Source organism: Arcticibacterium sp. GJ41-1 (assembly GCF_055808875.1).
On record NZ_CM147888.1, the window covers coordinates 3728602 to 3747453 of the forward strand.

General features: G+C 36.6%; 14 protein-coding genes. 4 read left to right on the forward strand and 10 right to left on the reverse strand.

Features of this window, described 5'->3' with window-relative positions:
• The first annotated feature begins 144 nt into the window (after positions 1–144).
• From AC0L6O_RS15495 to AC0L6O_RS15510, 4 genes are all read left to right on the forward strand, one after another.
• Positions 145–843: an SGNH/GDSL hydrolase family protein gene (locus AC0L6O_RS15495; protein ID WP_473303600.1), complete on the forward strand. Its 699-nt coding sequence runs from the start codon at positions 145–147 to the stop codon at positions 841–843.
• Complete coding sequence (kynU, locus tag AC0L6O_RS15500) at positions 843–2111, forward strand: kynureninase (RefSeq protein ID WP_473303601.1); 1269 nt, start codon at positions 843–845, stop codon at positions 2109–2111. The genes AC0L6O_RS15495 and kynU overlap by 1 nt, the downstream gene beginning before the upstream one ends.
• 10 nt (positions 2112–2121) lie before the next feature.
• Entirely contained in the window at positions 2122–2757 is a 636-nt protein-coding gene (gene msrA / locus AC0L6O_RS15505; protein WP_473303603.1) for a peptide-methionine (S)-S-oxide reductase MsrA, read from the forward strand.
• A 238-nt stretch (positions 2758–2995) separates the two neighbouring features.
• Positions 2996–4396 carry a TlpA family protein disulfide reductase gene (locus tag AC0L6O_RS15510; RefSeq protein WP_473303605.1) on the forward strand — a complete coding sequence of 467 codons (1401 nt, stop codon included), beginning with the start codon at positions 2996–2998 and terminating at the stop codon, positions 4394–4396.
• 107 nt (positions 4397–4503) lie between these two features.
• Here AC0L6O_RS15510 and AC0L6O_RS15515 read toward each other — a convergent pair whose 3' ends face one another.
• The 10 genes from AC0L6O_RS15515 to AC0L6O_RS15560 form a co-directional block, all read right to left on the reverse strand.
• On the reverse strand, positions 4504–5403 hold the full coding sequence (locus tag AC0L6O_RS15515; protein ID WP_473303606.1) for a hypothetical protein: 900 nt from the start codon (positions 5401–5403) through the stop codon (positions 4504–4506).
• A gap of 126 nt (positions 5404–5529) precedes the next feature.
• Positions 5530–7353, reverse strand: coding sequence for a sodium:solute symporter family protein (locus tag AC0L6O_RS15520; RefSeq protein ID WP_473303608.1), 1824 nt, complete (start codon positions 7351–7353; stop codon positions 5530–5532).
• 66 nt (positions 7354–7419) lie between these two features.
• Positions 7420–9699, reverse strand: coding sequence for a T9SS type A sorting domain-containing protein (locus AC0L6O_RS15525; protein WP_473303610.1), 2280 nt, complete (start codon positions 9697–9699; stop codon positions 7420–7422).
• Between the two features lie 150 nt (positions 9700–9849).
• Positions 9850–10689 carry a Nif3-like dinuclear metal center hexameric protein gene (locus AC0L6O_RS15530; protein WP_473303612.1) on the reverse strand — a complete coding sequence of 280 codons (840 nt, stop codon included), beginning with the start codon at positions 10687–10689 and terminating at the stop codon, positions 9850–9852.
• An 85-nt stretch (positions 10690–10774) separates the two neighbouring features.
• On the reverse strand, positions 10775–11881 hold the full coding sequence (locus AC0L6O_RS15535; RefSeq protein WP_473303613.1) for a DUF4249 family protein: 1107 nt from the start codon (positions 11879–11881) through the stop codon (positions 10775–10777).
• Entirely contained in the window at positions 11882–12985 is a 1104-nt protein-coding gene (locus AC0L6O_RS15540; protein ID WP_473303614.1) for a DUF4249 family protein, read from the reverse strand.
• A 92-nt stretch (positions 12986–13077) separates the two neighbouring features.
• Positions 13078–14187 carry a DUF4249 family protein gene (locus tag AC0L6O_RS15545; RefSeq protein ID WP_473303615.1) on the reverse strand — a complete coding sequence of 370 codons (1110 nt, stop codon included), beginning with the start codon at positions 14185–14187 and terminating at the stop codon, positions 13078–13080.
• A 6-nt stretch (positions 14188–14193) separates the two neighbouring features.
• Positions 14194–16851, reverse strand: coding sequence for a TonB-dependent receptor plug domain-containing protein (locus AC0L6O_RS15550; RefSeq protein ID WP_473303616.1), 2658 nt, complete (start codon positions 16849–16851; stop codon positions 14194–14196).
• Positions 16852–16940: 89 nt separating this feature from the next.
• Positions 16941–18074, reverse strand: a complete 1134-nt coding sequence (gene nspC / locus AC0L6O_RS15555; protein WP_473303617.1) for a carboxynorspermidine decarboxylase — start codon at positions 18072–18074, stop codon at positions 16941–16943.
• Positions 18075–18113: 39 nt separating this feature from the next.
• Positions 18114–18770 carry an MCP four helix bundle domain-containing protein gene (locus tag AC0L6O_RS15560; protein WP_473303619.1) on the reverse strand — a complete coding sequence of 219 codons (657 nt, stop codon included), beginning with the start codon at positions 18768–18770 and terminating at the stop codon, positions 18114–18116.
• Positions 18771–18852: the final 82 nt, after the last annotated feature.

Here is an 18852-nt window from a genome sequence, read left to right on the forward strand (position 1 = left end):
TTAAGTAAATTCTGTTTACCAATTAGACAAAATTACCGAGAAATACGTACCTGAATAGATTTCTTTCAAATCTGTAAAGACCAACTTTAGAAGGAAATATCACTTAATTTTAAATCAATTTTCATCAACAAGACCTCCCAAATTTTGAAAAGTATATTAATCATAATCGCCAGCATTTTGATGGTACAGTGCACCAAAAAAAATATCCCTGCATCGTCTGATAAAGAAGAAAGCTCAGAAGTGGCTTTAAAGTATTTAGCCTTAGGCGATTCTTACACCATAGGTGAAAGCGTAAGCTCAGGAGAACGCTGGCCCGTACAGTTAACAGAACAACTAAAAAGTAAAGGTTTAGAAATAAGCTCACCTCAAATTATAGCCCAAACTGGCTGGACTACCGATGAACTAGACAATGCTATCAATAGAGCGGCTCCAGAAAAAGACTTCGATTTAGTTTCATTACTTATCGGTGTAAATAATCAATTCAGAGGACGCTCTGTTACAGATTTTAAAAGAGAATTTGAACCACTTTTAGATAGAGCAATAGCTTTTGCTGGTGGTGATAAATCAAAAGTATTTGTGGTTTCTATTCCTGATTACGGTTTTACACCTTTTGGCAAAGGCAGAAACCCAGAGAAAATAGCGAAAGAAATAGATGAATATAATCAGGTCCAGAAAGACATTTGTACTGCAAGAAACATTGCTTTTTTTGACATTACACCTATTTCGAGAGAAGGTCTTAAAGACCCTGAATTAGTAGCAGGAGACGGACTGCACCCGTCTGGAAAAATGTATGGACTGTGGGTTGATTTAATGCTTAACGATATTTTAACTTTGGCGAAATAATGACAGACATCAAAGCCAAAATAAACCAACTAGACCAAGAAGACCCATTAAAAGCATTCAGAAATGAGTTCGTTTTAGATGCCACCACCATCTATTTAGATGGTAACTCTTTGGGCATGTTGCCAAAGAAAACTAAACAAGTTTTAGAAGACAGCATAAACCGTCAATGGGGCTACCGACTTATACGAAGTTGGAACGAAGACTGGCTAGAAAGTAAAGAACGCATAGCTTCTAAAATAGCAAAACTCATAAATGCTGAGCCAGACGAAATCATTGTAGCGGATAGTGTTTCTGTCAATCTTTATAAATTGGCTTTTGCTAGTTTAACGTATCAAACTAAGAAAAGTGAGCTACTTACAGACAGCCTAAACTTCCCTAGCGACCTTTACATTTTTCAGGAATTATGTAAACAATCGTTTCCTGACAAAACCTTGAATGTAGTCCATCAAGACAGATTTGAAGACGCCAATGCCAACATTTTAAGTGCAATTACAGAAGACACTTCTTTGCTAAGTTTAAGTCATGTAACCTTTCAAAATGCTTTCCGTTATGATGTAAAAAGCATCAATGAAAAAGCAAAAGAAATGGAAGCTCTAAACCTATGGGATTTGAGTCATTCTGTAGGTGCTGTGCCTATTGATGTTAAAGCTTTAAAAATTGACATGGCAGTGGGCTGCACATACAAATACCTTAACGGTGGTCCTGGTGCTCCCGCTTTTCTTTATGTTTCTAAGGAGTTACAAAGCAAGCTTCAAAACCCAATTGCAGGTTGGTTTTCGCATGCCGCTCCTTTTGATTTTAGTTCTACTTTTGAAGGGGCTGAAAATATCCAGAATTTTGCTGTAGGCACACCTCCAGTTTTATCAATGAAAGCTATTGAACCAGGTATTGACATCTTTCTAAATGCAGGAATTCATAACATTCAAAACAAATCGGAATTATTGTTTGAGTTATTTTTACAGTTATTTCAATTATTTCTGAAAGAAAGAGAATATACCATTTCTACACCATTAAACCCAGAGGAACGAGGCTCTCATATAGCCTTAAGGCATAAAGAAGCTTATCGAATAAATCTTTCTTTGATTAATCCTCGTATAAATAGAAAGACTATTATCACCGACCACCGTCCGCCAGATATTATCAGAATAGCTCTTACACCTTTATATTTAAGCTTTTCGGAACTCTGCGAGGCTGTAATACGCTTAGTAGAAATAGTGGATACTAAAGAATTTGAAAATCATTCGTCCCTAAAAAGTGGCGTTATTTAAAACATACATTATGAAAACCTTATTAATAAGCCTTGTACTTCTTTTCAATCTTCAGGAATGCCAAAGCGGCAATCAAACCAACAATGTTCAAGAAATTCCAAGTGAAGAACTCGCCAAATACGAAACTGCCTATTTTGCCTCAGGTTGCTTTTGGTGTGTTGAAGCTATTTATGAAAGCTTAGAAGGGGTCAAAGAAGTAGTTTCTGGCTACTCTGGTGGTAAAGAGAAAAACCCTACGTATCAACAAGTAGGTTCACACAGAACAGGCCATACTGAAGCTGTAGAAGTGTATTATGACCCAGAAGTAATTAGTTTTACAACTTTGGTCAAAGTATTTTACGGTTCTCAAGACCCAACTACCGTTGGACAACAGCCTGACTTTGGCGACTCTTACCGTTCTGTTATTTTCTACAAAAACGCCGAGGAGAAAGCCATTGCAGATGCAGCTAAAGCAGCAGTAGCAAAAGACTACAAAAAGCCAATTGTAACAGAAATAGTACCTTTTGAAAAGTTTTGGAAAGCAGAAGACTATCACCAAAACTATGAGAAGCTAAATCCGAATCAGCCTTATGTAAGGTCGGTTTCTATTCCTAGATTAAATAGGTTTAAGGCTAAGTTCCCTGAGTTGTTGAAGGAGGGCGAGTAAAGTATTTACGAAAATTTACTACTAGTTATAGGAAGAGTCATAGTAATCTATATCAGACCTATATACTACGTGCGGTGTTCTTAAATTTCTCCCCTCAATAATACTCCCAAGTATCTATATGAATGGAGTTTCGAACTTTAGAGTGACTTACATCTGCAAAAAAATAGGACAATAATTCTTTAAATAATTACATATTCGTAGCATTTTAAATATATTTACTATCATAAATATCTTGAATATGAAAGCACAACATTATATCCTATTCCTAAGTATTTTTACACTAAATTCTTTTGCCAATACGCAGGTACACATCACATCAGATTCCCTCTCAAAAGAACCCATATTCGCCTATTATCAAATTCTAAATCAGAAAATTGCTTTAGATACAGCCTATTTCAATGAAACTAATTCAACTTCATTAAGCTTTGAAGGCATCTCTGGAATTAAGGAAATATGGCTTGACTGGGGTAAAACAACCATTAACTTACTTGTGAAAGCCGAAACTGAAATTTCAGTAAACATCGAGTTTAAGAACAGTTCACAACCCAAAATTAGATTTTCTGGTATTTTAGGAGAAGTAAATAATTACGTAAGACAAGAACAAGATTTTTTCAGAAATTTCCGATATAAAGAAAAAAAATATTTCGAATGGGATAAAGATGAATTAACCACTGGACACAAGCTAATTAGAGATAACTTAGAGCCAAAAAGGAATAGTTTCTTTGCAAAAGAAGACCTAAATCAAGAGACGGAAACTCTAATTAGAGAAATCCTTAATGCTAATATATTTCTATTTGAATTTATCTGGACACCAAATTTATTTTCCGAGGCTTCCAATTACAGCAGTGATGTCAAAGTAGCCAACAGTTTAATTTCCAGAATTGAATTTGACAATAAATTACTTCACACAAATACTATAAATTATCATGGAATTTTAAGCCAAATGCTCAGATTAGAGTTCTTCAAATTTATAGTTCTCCTTCCAGAAGCCGAAGCAAAAACACATATAGTACCTTTCCTAAATAGGATAAGCGAATTTCCGTATAACGAAGAATTTAAGGAATATCTAAAGGCTTCAATCATTCATGAGTTCTCTAATGCTTTATCAATGAAAGATTGGGAGGAGCTACTTAGCCTATTTGAAGTGGAGTATGGTAAGTCCTATTACTATTCAATTCTAAAAAAAAGACATCAAGAATTAATAGAATTGAACAGAGACAAACCCGCTCCATACTTTGAAGCACTAACAGTGAATGGCACATCGACTGCCATATCCGATTTGAAAGGAAAATGGCTTTACATAGATGTTTGGGCTACCTGGTGTGCTCCTTGCATTGCTGAAATTCCATACTCAATCAAATTACAAAAAGAACTTGCTGATAAGAAAAACCTACTTTTTGTTTTTCTATCAATTGACCAAGATAAAGAAAAATGGCTCAACTATTTAGCTAAACAAACTGAACTAACTGCTCTTAATCTCAACATGTCTAACCAAGAAGCTATTACAAATTTCTACAAATCTTATGATATATCTGGAGTACCTAGGTACATTCTTATCGATGACAAAGGAATTTTGATTGAACATAATATGACACGTCCTTCGGAATCCGAAACGTTGAAAAGACTTAAGGGGTTGTAGGTTATCAAAAACTCAACCTAAATCAGCCTTATGTAAGGTCGGTTTCTATTCCTAGATTAAATAGGTTTAAGGCTAAGTTTCCTGAGTTACTGAAAGAAGGTGAGTAATTAATAAGTCAAATTAGTGGACGAATAGGTAACCAAAATTCGATATTGTCTAATAATAAAATCACAACCGGAAACTGCAGCAAATTTAAAATCTAGATTACTACCATTTACCTTGTAGCTGTATTCATGGTTATCATAGCGGTCACCAGGTCCGTACCAGCCACCGGTACCTGCATTAACAAGAACATCTACTGAAATAATACGATGTTCACTCACCCCTAAAGCAATAGATTCAGTTTCATTATTAGTGCAATCGCTTGTTTCCTGTACATTAACAAATTTCGTTTTATATGCTGTAGATTCGCTTCCGCTTTTAGTGAATCCATTCACATCTAAAGTGGTCTGTGGTGAAGTAGTATTTATTCCAACCCTTCCATTTCCAAGAATACTCATAGCGTTCCCAAATCCACTATGGAAAAAATTAAGTTTATCCTCCCCTTCTGAATCTCCTCCGCCAAAAGCGGCCAAATCCCAATACCTTCTAAATCCCTGTAATTCATTAATCTCTGTTCCCGTTTGCGTAAAACCAGTGGTTACTAGAGACGAATTCCTAAATCTGAGTCTAGCATATCCAGTAGTGCTGCTTTCATCTAAAAGTAATTGAGGCCCTTGTTCGCTTCCATCATTGCTACCTGTTGAAGTAGTACGTATATGAAACTTTGCATGAGTAGGATAATATAGGGTGTTACCTGAATAAAAACTTGTGTTAACGCCTATATTTCCATAAGATGGTTCTATAATCATAACTGCTTCATTATCTACACCAAAAACTGCTGGTCTATCATTATCAGTTCCCAAAAACATTTGAAGCCCTGCGTCAGCAGGCCGCATAACTACCTGAGCATCTACACCTAGGCTTAAAATAATTCCAAAAAACAATACAATAATGGGAGATTTCATCTTTTACTTTTTCATAAAAAACGCATTCTCAAGCCCATTATCAAAATTTCTAAGGAGGGTTTTATTTTATGGTAATGGATAAGTGAGAGCACACCTGTTTCTAGACTCCACAGGTTTTAGACAGACTCAATCCTTCGGCAAAGTATCGAACCACGTTCTCTTCAAAATGAGCGTGCAAAGCACTGTGACACCTAAAGTGATAAAGAAGGGTACCACTTCTAAGAAAACCAGGTACATAGGAAAAATGACCAGAGACGTTTGCCATACAATACCTACAAAGACATTAAACATATCTCTTTTGAAATAGGTTTGCCCTTCCCATGTTGGGTTTTCCGCCATAACCTTTTCTCTTATAGGTTTCCAGAAACCCCATGGCGTAATGTTTTTATAAAAACTCTTTAACGTTTTTTCTTCTGTAGGTGGAGCAGCGTATGTTCCGGCCACAGCTGCCAGCAATGCTATGAAAAGCATAAGTGGAAACGTGTACAAATCTAAAACACCTTCAAAAATGAATCTGAAAGACAAAGCAGGAATCAAACCACCTACCATTCCCCAGAAAAAACCAGTGCCATTAAATCGCCACCAGTACCATTTCAGCATATTAGAAACCACATAAGAGCCATATAAGCCTGAAACTATCCATTGAAGTATATCATTAACATCTCTAGCATAAAAGCCAAGCACAAGGCTAACTAAGACCATAGCAATACCTGCCAGCCAGTTGCTATACTTAATGGTTCTGTTACTCGCCTTTGGATTAATATATTTCAGAAAAATATCATTGACCAGGTAAGCCTGGGTTGCATTCAGTGTCCCTGCAAAAGTTGACATAAAAGCTGCCAAAAGGCCAGCTAATAAAAGCCCCAGAAAACCTACTGGCACAAACTCATGAATAGCGGAAGGCAAAATTTGTTCAAAATCAATCTCCCCACCTACTACCAAATCTAATCGTTCATAAAAGATTAGGGCTAAAGCCGCAAAACCTGCAATCATGAAATAACGCAAAGGCATCAAAATAGCACTTACAGACCCACTAATTAAAGCAGCTTCGCGTGGCGACCTGCTTGACAAAATCTTCTGCATATCATAAGTAGGTGCAGGACCAGCAAAAGACACCAAAAGCCCTTTCATCAGCATCATCATAAAAAACAATGAAAAGAGGTTATAACCATCGCTCTCTATTTTAGCATTTACTTCTGGAATGATATGCGTCCAGTCTAAATCTAACCGTTTGCCAAAGAAAGGTGTCATCCAGCCGTCTGGCACATTGAGTCCGTGAGTTGCCACTGCATTCATGGCTATTACGCCAATCACTATTCCAGATATCATGAGAAGAGCATACTGCAAAATATCTGTCCAAACGATGCTCATCATCCCCCCTAAAAGCGAATAAAACACAGCAAAACAAGTAAAAATAATGCCGTAAAAATGAGGTACATATTCGGGAGATACATCAAAAGGAACATAGGCAGAGATTAGCTCCCACGGCACAAAAATCTCAACAAACTTGCCTATGCCTATAAAGCCATAAGCTAAATAGCCCATGCCTAAAATGATGGCAAACACCACAATAATACTGTGAGATAGCGAAGCCCCTTTTCCACTAAAACGAGTATTAATCCATTCGGCCCCTGTGGTCACATTAGATTTCCTAAGCCATATGGAAAGGAAAACCATTAGAAATATTTGATTAAATACGGGCCAAAGAAATGGAATCCAAGCAGATTTTAAACCATAAACAAAAAGCAAAGTAACCAGCCACATGGTGCCAGAAATATCAAACATGCCAGAGGCATTAGAAAGACCGAGATAATACCAGGGAATCTTGTTGCCACCTAAGAGATAGTCGGCTTTAGAACGCTCCGCATTTTTCTTTAAAAAAATACCTATGGCCACCGTAGCGACCAAATAGAGCAGTATTATTAAAAAATCTATAAGGTATAACTTCATTTGAATAAGGCAGAACTTTGAGATTCAAAGAAAAGCTTACAATGCTACAAAATCTAAGCAAGAAGTTTAAGGAATCACTATTTTCTTTCTCAACAGGCTTTGGTCACTTTCTAACACTAAAATATAGACTCCACCTGACAATTTACTAACAGGAATAGAAATTCTTGTTTCCCAAGTAGCTCTTGGAATTATTGGAAGAACTCTTTTACCCATTTCATCGTAAAGGCTAATCTTTACATTTGTTTGAATTTCTGGCGACTCCAAATAAATAAAATTCTCTGCCGGATTGGGGTAAGCCACATTCATGTCTCCAGTTACCAAGTCTTTCTGAAAACCTTCCGACACTTCAGAATAACAAATCACGCCATCCTCATAAGTCTTAAAGCCACTCACAGCATATTCGCCACTTTCCAAAACTTTGATATTAGAGTTTGTTTGAGAAATGGCGACACCGTCTTTTTCCCATTGAAAACCATCGTAGTCTAAACTATTATTAATATTTAAGTCAAATATAGCTTCTGACGAAATTACTGGCTTCACTGGATTTTCATATTTCACTGCAGATAAAACAGGTGATGTTTTCGAAATGCAACCAGGAGCATAACTACCAAAATAAGAAACAGTGGCTACATCATCAATAAGGCGACTTTGTAAATCAACTCCATCTGACCAAAAGTAGGTATCAAAACCAGTATTTGCTTCTATGGAAAGATTAGTTCCATCACAAAAACCTACGGTGGTGTCGCCTGTGGCCACACTACTATTGATAGAAAAACTAATACTTTCAGCAAACTCCGGAAGAGCTATATCCTCAATACTCAAAACCTCCGATTCATATTCACAGCCTATCGCATTTTGTGCTTGATAAGAAAAAGCACCTCCGTTCCTAATTTCAATGGCAGAAGTTAAAGAATCATTATTCCAAATAATATCTGTAAATCTGGCATCGCTAGAAAGCACCAAAGTCTCTTCATCACAGATAAAAGTCTTATTTGAAAATACAGTTGGTTGGTCAAAAACTACCGCATCCATATTGACCGCTGTTCCTATTTTAAAGTTTCCTAAACTGTTTGTCAAATCGGCAGAAACCACCCCTGCAGGCATAAAACGTTCATTTCCTCCGCCACCATCAGACCATTTGTAAATATTATAATTTTCAGGAACACTTATTCTTGCCTGATTATTTTGAAAACACTCCACAGTCAAATCCACCAAAGGATTTAACAAGACTGGCTTACAAGAATCAAAAAAACTGTTATTCAATTTCTCTAACCAAGCTTCCGCTAATTGCTCTAGTCCTTTAATGTCTCCCTTATTACCAAAATGCACACCGTCATATCTTGGTATCATCAAGGCATCGGTTGAAGGGCCTTCATAAATATTAAAATTCGGTTCATTTATTATTCTATCATGCGAATTCAAAACCACTTGAGAGGTTCTTCCATCACTGTAAGAGACACGTGAAAACATCCAAGCCATGTTATGGCCAAAGTCTGTTCTTATATTCTCAATCACACCTTTATAGTATCCAAAAATCTCATCTTCTACCGGCACACCTGGGTATGTATCCGTCTCGCCTTGGTGCCATAAAACTGCTCGCAAGCCAAAAAGAGAAGCATAATGCTTCATAGTAGTTTTTAGGTATTCATAAGGAAAACCCGGCTGAAAGTAGCCTTGAAAAATAGCATCTTTTGTAGGCTGCCCTATAGAACTTTGATACCAATTACTGCTGAGTGTTCTCGTGAGAGCTGTATTAAAAAACATGATAGGCACGTCTAAGCTTTTGGCAAGGCTATCGCCAATTTGCCCCCAACACCATGGTGTTAATCCAATGGGTCCAATGTTAGCATTGTCGTTTAGTTGACTAAAAACAAGGTCTGTATTAGGCTCTTTGCTGAAGTTTTGATTCAAAAAATCTGCAGTATTCACTCTGTCATCCTTTGCTCCTGTTCCTCCGTAACCCGGAACTCCTTGAGCGTTTGATTGACCTGAAATGATAAATACTTCTCCTACTCCGACTTTGCTAAGCGTAGCCAGCCCAGTTTCTTGTTCTCCTACTAAGCCTCTAATTTGAAGTTGATACCAACCACCTTTGACGGTCAATTTTCCTTTAAAGCTTCCTATGCTTGAATTGTTTTCAATAGCGACCCAATCTTGAAATTCTGACAGCTCCCCATCACGATATTCTAATAGACGAGCCTGAATTTGGTCTACTCGCTGTGCTATGGTACCACTAATATAGATATCGCCTTCGTTAGATAAGTTTCTTTGAAAAACAGCTCTCTCCGTAGGGAACTGAATGGCTATTTGACTTTTGGCTGAAAAGCCAAAAAGTATTACTACCATTAAAAATAGGCTTTTTGTAAGTGGGATTAAATAACGATTTTTCAATTGAAGGGGCTATTTTGAGCTTGTGAAGATACTAAAAGTTTCAAAATGAACGGATTGACACGTCAACTATTATGAATCAGATTGGTTAAAACTCTAATTATAAACTTATTTTGAACGCCAATATGGATTTCTCGCTTCTATAAATTCAATGGGCAATGACTTATAAAAACCTTTCAGCCATTTGGCAAAATAAGCCATACCTGCTTCTTCAGAGTCTGCATGTCCCATCACTATCAAAGCTTTTTTATATCCCAATTCAATGGCATCCTGCACATAAGGTACCGTTTCCCATTCGTTGGTTTCTCCTACTATCAGTAACTCTGTGTTGGGATTATCTAATCTAGTAAAATGACTTCCTGAACCTGAAGCTCCTAATGCCATGCCTACTTTGGTAAATTTCTCTTCTGGGTCGCCTACAACTCTGAGCGTTTTGGCTCCAAACTTTGTTTCAATATGAGTTACTATTTCCGCCAAAGTCATTTCAGGAATTTCAAAAAACACACCGTCTTTTCTGTACTGTTGCCAGTCAAAAACATCAACTACACCCTCATAAATCATGTCAGGATTATTTCTGTGGATATGGTCATGAAAACGCCAAACCACCATATCATTATCCTTAATATACTTAAGCTTTGCCTGCTGAATTGCCGAGTTGGCATGTGTGCTTAAATCATCTGTATGAGAGTAAAAAGTAGGTTCGTGGGTAATAACAAAGTTCAGACCTCTAGCATTCGCCTTTTTAAGTACCTCTAGTGTAGCCATAAAAGTGGTGGCAATTCCTTTGACTTCTGTATTAGGGTTGCCAGCCTTTATATTGTCAACAGTTTCCGCCGCCCAGTTGCAGTTTACTTCAGCTTTAATTTTGTTTATAACTTCATTTGCCGTCAGCTGTCCAAAAGAAGGAACAGTAACAAAAATAAATAGAGCGTAAAGTATCTTTTTCATTTCAATGAATAATGACATAGGGATTCTGTTAGATAGAACGATTTGATGTAAAAATATAAAAAAACACATCAATAATCGCCTAGCCTTACTCCCACCAATTTGGAGGGGTAATAGTAGCATCTCCCATATTATAAGCATCGCAGAAATAGCATTGGTCTACCTTTGGCCCTGGTTCATTAATTCGGAGTAAGCACGTATCATAAGTGGTATTCTTTATAATATAGCTCAGTTCTTTAGGGTCTAAAGTCCACCTTTTACCACTTCTAGCAACCACGCCAAAATAGCCATTGACTGTCCAGTCGCTGTTAGTCGCCTTAAAATTTGTAGACAAGCCAAAAGGTGGTTGGTCGAATAAGCCTCCTTTATTTTTTTGAGATTCTAATTCTTTCCAAAAGTTATAATAACCATCAGAGAGTATATCTTGATTTACTAAAGTAGAGAAATATAGAAAAGCTTTTTCATTCCCTTTAGTCTGCAAGTAGAAAAGTTCTTTAGGCACCCCACCATTCTTTACTTGCCCTAAAACAAATTCTCTCTGATAAAAATCATTTCTAACCCAGCAGTCTACTCTATCAGACCTTACTACCTCTGCTAAAGTAGCTTTGTACATCCAAAGTGGTTCAAAAGACCATCTATAATTGTATTGTTCTTCATTAGTTTTTTGAAGAATCTGTATTGAAACATTAAGTCCTTCAATTTCTTTAACTACTGGCTCTCCTGCTTCATAAACGTATTCTTCTTTAGCCTCTTCACTTATAACAAAGTTGCCCATTTCTTCATTAGAAAACTCTGGTAGGGCTTCCCAAGCAGACTCGAAATGTTGCCCTCCGCTTAATACCACATTCAACTGGTAATTCACACCTGGCTTTGCCTTCAAATCATTATAAAACAAGACATACTCACCTGGTGTTATATTAGAGGGCGTATACTCCCATTCATTTCCCTCACTATCTTTTAAGAATACACTGGCGTCTTCTATTTTCACATCCCTGATGTTATCTACATCGCTTATTTGACTCACTTTTACTCTAAAATGTTCTCCATCAGAAGGTATAACAAGGCTTTCGTTATAAGACATATTAGAGATATAAGACTCTATAACTACACCCTCGTTTTCGCGTGTAATATTGAAATCAAACTTTTCTACACAGCTAGTGAGAAACACTAAGAATAGTATACCTGTTTTCTTCATTTAAAACAATTCTCTAGTCCACCACCATGGAGCAACATTAGTTGGTGTTCCTATATTATATCGAAGGCAGTTTACACATTGATCAGTTCCGTCACTGATTTCCTCACAAATCGCCTTTAAGTTATTTGAGACATTGTAAGAAAGCATGTCAACTGTAAATTCCCATCGTGTTGTTTTTTCAGCTACTACGCCGAAATATCCATTAACCGTCCAATCGCTATTAGTAGCTGTGAAGTTACTTGGAAGTCCAAATGGTGGTTGGTCAAAAAGCCCGCCCTTATTTTTTTGAGCTTCAAAATCTCTCCAAAAATTATAATATCCCTCCGACATCAATTCTTGATGAATCAAAGCCGAAAAATATTGATATACAAATTCATTCCCTTTAGTTTCTAAAAAGAAAAGTTCTTTTTGATAGCCATCTTTACCATTATCTTCTTGTAGAACAAAGTCTTTGAAATTATACCTAGAAGTAACCCAACAATACCTAACTGGTGATCTAGTGTCTGTTAATTCTGCTTTATAAAGCCAAAGCGGGTCAATACTCCATCGAAAGAACCTTGGTTCTTCTGCTGTCTCACCGCTTACATCAATTCTAACATTAACGCCTTCTTTTTCTTTTATGATTCGTTCGCCAGCTTCATATTCAAATACGCTCTTGCTAACTTCATCAAAAGACACATCTCCTAATGAATTTTTGGTATTAGGGAGCTTTTCCCAGTCAGACTCAAAATGCTGTCCTTCTACTAGACTAATTGCTAATTGATATAGGAGCTCTCGCTGAGCCCCGAATGCGTCATCTCTCAAATAATACAATCCTTTTTCATCAGGGCTTTCTTCATACTGCCAAGAGTTACCTTCTGAATCGTTTAAGACCACTTGAGCTCCACTAATTAATACATCTCTAACATTGTCTACGGTGCTCGTTTGACTTAACCTTACCTTGAAGTATCGGCCTTCAGATGGAAAATCAATTGACTCGGTATACGAAACGTCAGAAACAGAAGCCTCAATTACTATCCCTGGCGAGTCAGACGTAACATTAAAATCGTATTTCTCATTACACGAAGTCAGTATAAAAAAAAGAAATATAAAAACTATTCTCATAATACTATTCCTGTCTCCTCTCAACCAAACACTCATTATTATTCAACATATCGAAACCACATTTCATGAGTGAAAGACCTTATTATATTTTTTTATTCTTCCCACCAAAATGGAGGAGTATTTACAGCTGTCCCTAAAGTATGCGACCTGCAATCATAACATTGATCAGCGGGTAGCCTAGGGTCAAACCGAGCATTGGCAAGGCAAAAGTCATACAAATCATCTTCTATAATATAAGATAGATTTTCAGGGTCGAATGTCCAACGAACTGTACTTTCATTAACTACTCCGAAATAACCATTCACCGTCCAATTACCGTTGGTATTAGTAAAATTGGTTGATAAACCAAAAGGTGGCTGGTCAAAAAGCCCTCCTTTGTCTCCCTGTGCTTCTAAATCTTTCCAAAACTGATAATAGCCAGGACTTAATTTTTCTTGATGAATCAAAACGGAGAAATAATCATATAAACGCCAGTTTCCTTTTGTCTCTATAAAAAATAGCTCCTGCCCAAAACCGCCTTTTTTATACTTTCCTAAAACAACATTTTTTAGATATAGATTTGAAGAAACCCAACATTTTTTAATAGGACTATCTGAATCAAGTAAAGCTGCCGAATACGTCCAAAAAGGGTCAAAGGTCCATTTTACCAATTGATTTTCTTCAAAGTCCCCCTCTGGCACTTTCAATTCTAACTTTATCCCTTTTCCTACGCCTATCACCTTTTCGCCAGCTTCAAATACATACTGCTCTCTACTATCTTCTATGTATTCTAAACTACCTAGCGTGTTCTCTACTGCAGGTAATGCCTCCCAATCAGATTCAATCAACTGCCCATCTTCAAGTATTATTTGTAATTGATATTCTGCTGTACCGTTTGCATGGAATAAATCGTCTTTTAATAAGTAAATGCCATCATCTAAACCACTTTCAGTATATAAGAACTCTTGTCCTTCGCTGGTTTTAATTTTAACCGTAGCTCCATTAACCTTTTCATCTCTTTGATTGTCTACATCACTAGTCTTTGATAGTTCTACCTGAAAGTAACGTCCAACAGAAGGAAAACCCTGAGACTCATTAAATGAAACATTTGAGATAGAGCCTTCTACCACCAAACCTTCATTTAAGTTCAATACGTTGAAATCATACTTTTCCAAACAGGAAGTAAACCCAACAGCGATTACGAAAAACCAATATTTTTTCACAGCTCTTTAGTTTATAGAAAAGTTGTACGTAAGAGATGGAAACATTGACGCCAAAATAGAAGTCTTAAACGCTTGTCCAGTATTGTCAAACCATATAGCGTATGCATTTTTTCTTGACAAAAGATTAAACACAGAAAATATCAAATCACCAGAAAGTAATTTATCTTCTATATGCTTTCCATTAAAAGCAAAAGAAATATCCAATCTCATATAATCTGGCGTTCTAAACTGATTTCTTCCTGAATAATTATTAATAGACAGTAAATCATCATATGAATACTTCGAAATAGGAATTGTGATAGGTCTACCACTGTTATAAGTGATATTTGATGAGAATACTACCCTGTTAGGCATATTAACGTTCATCACCACAGATAATTGATGAGGCTGGTCAAAAGTAGAAGGGTATCTCACTCCTTCATTAATAGACTGTCCCTCAAACTCACTATTAAATGTACGCCAGCTCTTAGATAGCGTATAGGCTATCCAACCATTAAAAAGGCCACCACGCTTCTTTAAGAAAAATTCTAAACCATAAGCCTCTCCCAAGCCTTGAGCCAAACCTGCTTCATAAAAAGGATTTAATTTTAAATCAACACCATCTAGGTAGTCTAAGGAGTTAAATGTTTTATTATAAAAAGCTTCTAAAGAGGCCTCTAGTTTGTTTTCATTAAAGTTACTGAAGTAGCCTAATGAAAACTGGTTACTACGTTGAGGTTTAAGATTATTACTGCTTAGTACCCAATAGTCTATTGGTGATGGACTAATAGTAGGAGAAACCTGCTGCACAAACTGCTGAGTCCTAGAAAAAGCCATTTTAATAGATGATGACTCCTTTAAGTTATATCTTAATGAAAACCTAGGCTCAAAACCAGAAGACTGTGAAACCACATCACCTTTTGCAAAAGTTTCGCTATCAGAAACACTTGGTAGTCTTCCGTCTCTAACCTCATAATTAAGCGTATAAATTTCACCAGGACCTTGTCTTAGGAAGTGTGCATAACGCAGTCCTAAATCTACTCCTAACTTTGGAGTAATGTCTATACTGTTTTCAATATAACCAGCCAGCTCTAGTCCATATTGAAAGTTTATATCTAAAGGCTCAGATTGACTTCTTACTGAATTTGGTCTAGACTCACCTGGTAGAATTTTGTATCTATTGGCACTAAAACCAAAATCTAATCCGTATTTCTCCGATTTTAAATAATTGAAATTCAAGTTTGCTGTTAGAACATTTACTTGATTTTTATTAATAAAGCCAAAGAGTTCGTCGTCACTTAATTCTGAAGATTTATAATTACTCGAAGCCAACACTAAGTCAGACCTTAGCTTATCTGTAAATTTGTGGTTCCAGTTAGATGAAACATTCGCAGTTTCCCATGAATAGGTTTCCGAACTCCCCAGTCTAAAATCATCTGCACTTCTGTACCCAGTAAACGTTAAGATATCGTCTTCGCTAAAAGTGAAAAATAGCTTACCTGAAATATCATTAAACTTAGCTGTGGAGTTTTTCAAATCAATGTCATCATACTGATGAATTAACCAATCAGAATAAGAACTCCTTCCGCTAATTAAGAATGATGATTTTCCTTTCTCAATAGGCCCTTCCGCAGTTAATCTACTAGATACTAATCCTATACCACCTTTTACTTTAAATTTAGTTACATCACCATTTCTAGTACGTAAATCTAAAACAGAAGCTACCCTGCCACCATAACTAGAAGGCCCACAACCTTTTAAAAGCTGAATGCTCTGAATTATATCAGGATTAAACGAAGAAAAGAATCCAAACAAATGACTTGGATTAAATATCAAAGCCCCATCTTGTAGAATTAAGTTTTGACTTGTTTCACCTCCTCTAACATTATAGCCAGCACCCAAATCACCACTTGAGGTAACTCCTGGCATGGTAGTAATACTTCTTATTGGGTCTATCTCTCCTAAAAAAGTTGGAATTTGCTTAATGGTTTGAATACTCATTTTCTGAATACCTGAGCGATTATCGCTCACATTAGCATCAGCTTTAGTAGCAGTTACTCTTAACTCTTCTAAATAATTTAGCTTTGTATCTAAAGGAATATCTATAAGCGAAGACTCCCCAGATTTATGCCTTATGAATACAAGGCTTTGTTTATTAATACCTGGGTGCTTTATTTCTAATTGAAGAAAATCGTTGTAAAAGTTACTTTCGAAAACTCCAGAGCCATCTACAGCTGAACCTGTTCTAGTATCCGGGTTATAAACTACTGCATCATTTACGGCAGTATAGTCGGCCTTGTTTACCAACCTTCCTTTCACCGATGAGGCGTCTAATGGTCTGAAGTATAAATTAAGGTTGCCATCTTCGTCGTATAACTTAGATTTAAGCGAGTTTTCAAGTACCACATATAGCTGGTCTTTCACTCTCAAGCCTATAAGATTAGGAAAAGTATCTTCCACATAATCAAAGAAATGCCTTTTAACCAGAATGTTTTGAATTAGGGTATTTTTAACCCCTTCGTTTTGAAAAATAATTTCTAAACCAAACTCTTTAAACTTTTCTTCTGCTACTTGGCCTAGCGTCATTCCATTTTTTGAAGCTGGAATAAAGAAATCCTGTTTTTCTATCTGTGCAGATGCCGAAATACTCAGAGCACAAAGAAATATTAGTAGTACTTTTTTCAATACCTATATATTTATGATGAAGGTGGTTAATCAAATTCAACTATGAATTCAATTATTCATTTAACTCCATAGTTTAGAAGATCAAAGGTTTATAGTTTTTCTTTAAAAGTCTCATATCCGAAGCTCTTATGCAGCTCAAACTCCCCATTTGTCGACAAAACACCAATAGATGGCAACGCAACACCATTAAATGTGGTAGTTTTCACCATGGTGTAATGTATCATATCATCAAAAATCACTTTATCTCCAATCTTTAAAGGCTCGTCAAACGCATAGTCGCCCATAAAATCACCAGCTAAACAAGTGGTTCCACCCATTCTGTAGTTATATTTTCCGGGAAGTTCGGTCTGATATGCTCCTAAAATACGTGGTTTGTAAGGCATCTCTAAAGTGTCTGGCATATGTGCAGCAAAACTAACATCAAGAATAGCAACATTGACTCCCTGAGCATCCACAATATCTTGAACTGTTGACACCAAAACGCCTGTTTCCCAAGCTATGGCCGAACCCGGCTCCAAAATCACTTCAATATTATAGGTCTTCCTTAATCTTTCAATTTGCTTAGCTACATGCCCAATATTATAGCCAGAGCGTGTCATAAGATGACCTCCGCCCATGTTTAGCCATTTAACTTGATGCAGCAAGTCACCAAACTTCTCTTCTACATGAACAAGCGTTCTTTCTAAAACAAAAGAGTCATTCTCACACAAAGAGTGAAAATGTAATCCTTCTATGCCTTCTGGTAGTGTTTCTCCTAGAGCTTCTCTGGTAATACCTAGTCTACTCCCCACTATGCAGGGATTATACATATCTGTTTCTACCTCAGCATACTGCGGATTTATTCTCAAACCCATAGATATATGCTCTTTATTAGCGGCTACCTTATCTTTAAAACGTTCAAATTGGTTTAAGGAATTGAAAGTAATATGCGAACTATAGCTCATTAATTCGTCAAACTCATTTTCCTTATAAACTGGGGCATAGGTATGAGCCTTGCATTTCATCTCCTCAAATATGAGACGGGCCTCATTTAAACTACTAGCCGTGGCTCCGCTCAAATATTGTTTGACCAGCGGAAACATCTTGTACATAGAAAAACCTTTCAAAGCCAATATAATATGGCCGCCACTTTGCTCCTGAACAGAGCTAATTAACCTTAGGTTATCTATAAGTTTGGCTTCCTCTAAAACGTAACAAGGAGAGGGTATTGATGAAATATCCATTACAACAGTTTGTTTTTTTTACAAAAGTTGCAATTTCCCTTAGTTCAAATGCGGTTTCTGCTGTATTTTTTTGAAAACAGATGTAGAAGAAAATAAAAGCACCTGAATCATTATGGCTAGAGCTATCAAGGAAATGATTTCAAATTGCGAAGAAGATTGTTTTTGAAGCATGATAGCCTTGGTCTCTTCCCACAGTCGCTGCCCTTCTGAGGTTTGAATATTAGACAGTACAGTAAGTTTAGATAACCCTTTATGGGTAAGTGTCTTGTTGGTTTGAGCCAAGTCATTCTCTTGCAAGTTATACCCCATTTGGGAAATAGATGGTATAAGCTCCTTAAACTCCAAGAACACACGCTTTTCTAAATCAGTAAATCGGGTAGCCTCGTAATCATCTACAATGGTCATCATTTTACTATCTAAGGCCTTCAAGTGAGCCTTACTTGCATCATTTAATTCTTTTGAACTTAAACTGGTTATTATTAGCTGCTCTCTTTCATGCAGGATAGACGATAAATCAAATATAAAACTCTCCACCATCAATCTATCTTCATATATAGCCGAAAACGACGTCTGAAGCTGTGTTACACGCTTCCTGTCCATCAAATTACTCCAAAGCAATAGAGAAAGTACACCACCGAGTACTGCTGCAATCTTCACTTTACCCTTAATTCCGTATGCCCACTTTTTTAAACTCATACCAAAATCTATTTATTGAAATATTTCCATCAATTATACAATTATTCATACATAATTCCTAGCATTATTGTGAACACATGTT

What these genes read in the sequence shown, in the direction of transcription:
- kynU (WP_473303601.1), top strand. Translation starts at nt 843, where the DNA reads ATGACAGACATCAAAGCCAAAATAAACCAACTAGACCAAGAAGACCCA.
- msrA (WP_473303603.1), top strand. Translation starts at nt 2,122, where the DNA reads ATGAAAACCTTATTAATAAGCCTTGTACTTCTTTTCAATCTTCAGGAA.
- AC0L6O_RS15510 (WP_473303605.1), top strand. Translation starts at nt 2,996, where the DNA reads ATGAAAGCACAACATTATATCCTATTCCTAAGTATTTTTACACTAAAT.
- AC0L6O_RS15515 (WP_473303606.1), bottom strand. Translation starts at nt 5,403, where the DNA reads ATGAAATCTCCCATTATTGTATTGTTTTTTGGAATTATTTTAAGCCTA.
- AC0L6O_RS15520 (WP_473303608.1), bottom strand. Translation starts at nt 7,353, where the DNA reads ATGAAGTTATACCTTATAGATTTTTTAATAATACTGCTCTATTTGGTC.
- AC0L6O_RS15525 (WP_473303610.1), bottom strand. Translation starts at nt 9,699, where the DNA reads ATGGTAGTAATACTTTTTGGCTTTTCAGCCAAAAGTCAAATAGCCATT.
- AC0L6O_RS15530 (WP_473303612.1), bottom strand. Translation starts at nt 10,689, where the DNA reads ATGAAAAAGATACTTTACGCTCTATTTATTTTTGTTACTGTTCCTTCT.
- AC0L6O_RS15535 (WP_473303613.1), bottom strand. Translation starts at nt 11,881, where the DNA reads ATGAAGAAAACAGGTATACTATTCTTAGTGTTTCTCACTAGCTGTGTA.
- AC0L6O_RS15540 (WP_473303614.1), bottom strand. Translation starts at nt 12,985, where the DNA reads ATGAGAATAGTTTTTATATTTCTTTTTTTTATACTGACTTCGTGTAAT.
- nspC (WP_473303617.1), bottom strand. Translation starts at nt 18,074, where the DNA reads ATGGATATTTCATCAATACCCTCTCCTTGTTACGTTTTAGAGGAAGCC.
- AC0L6O_RS15560 (WP_473303619.1), bottom strand. Translation starts at nt 18,770, where the DNA reads ATGAGTTTAAAAAAGTGGGCATACGGAATTAAGGGTAAAGTGAAGATT.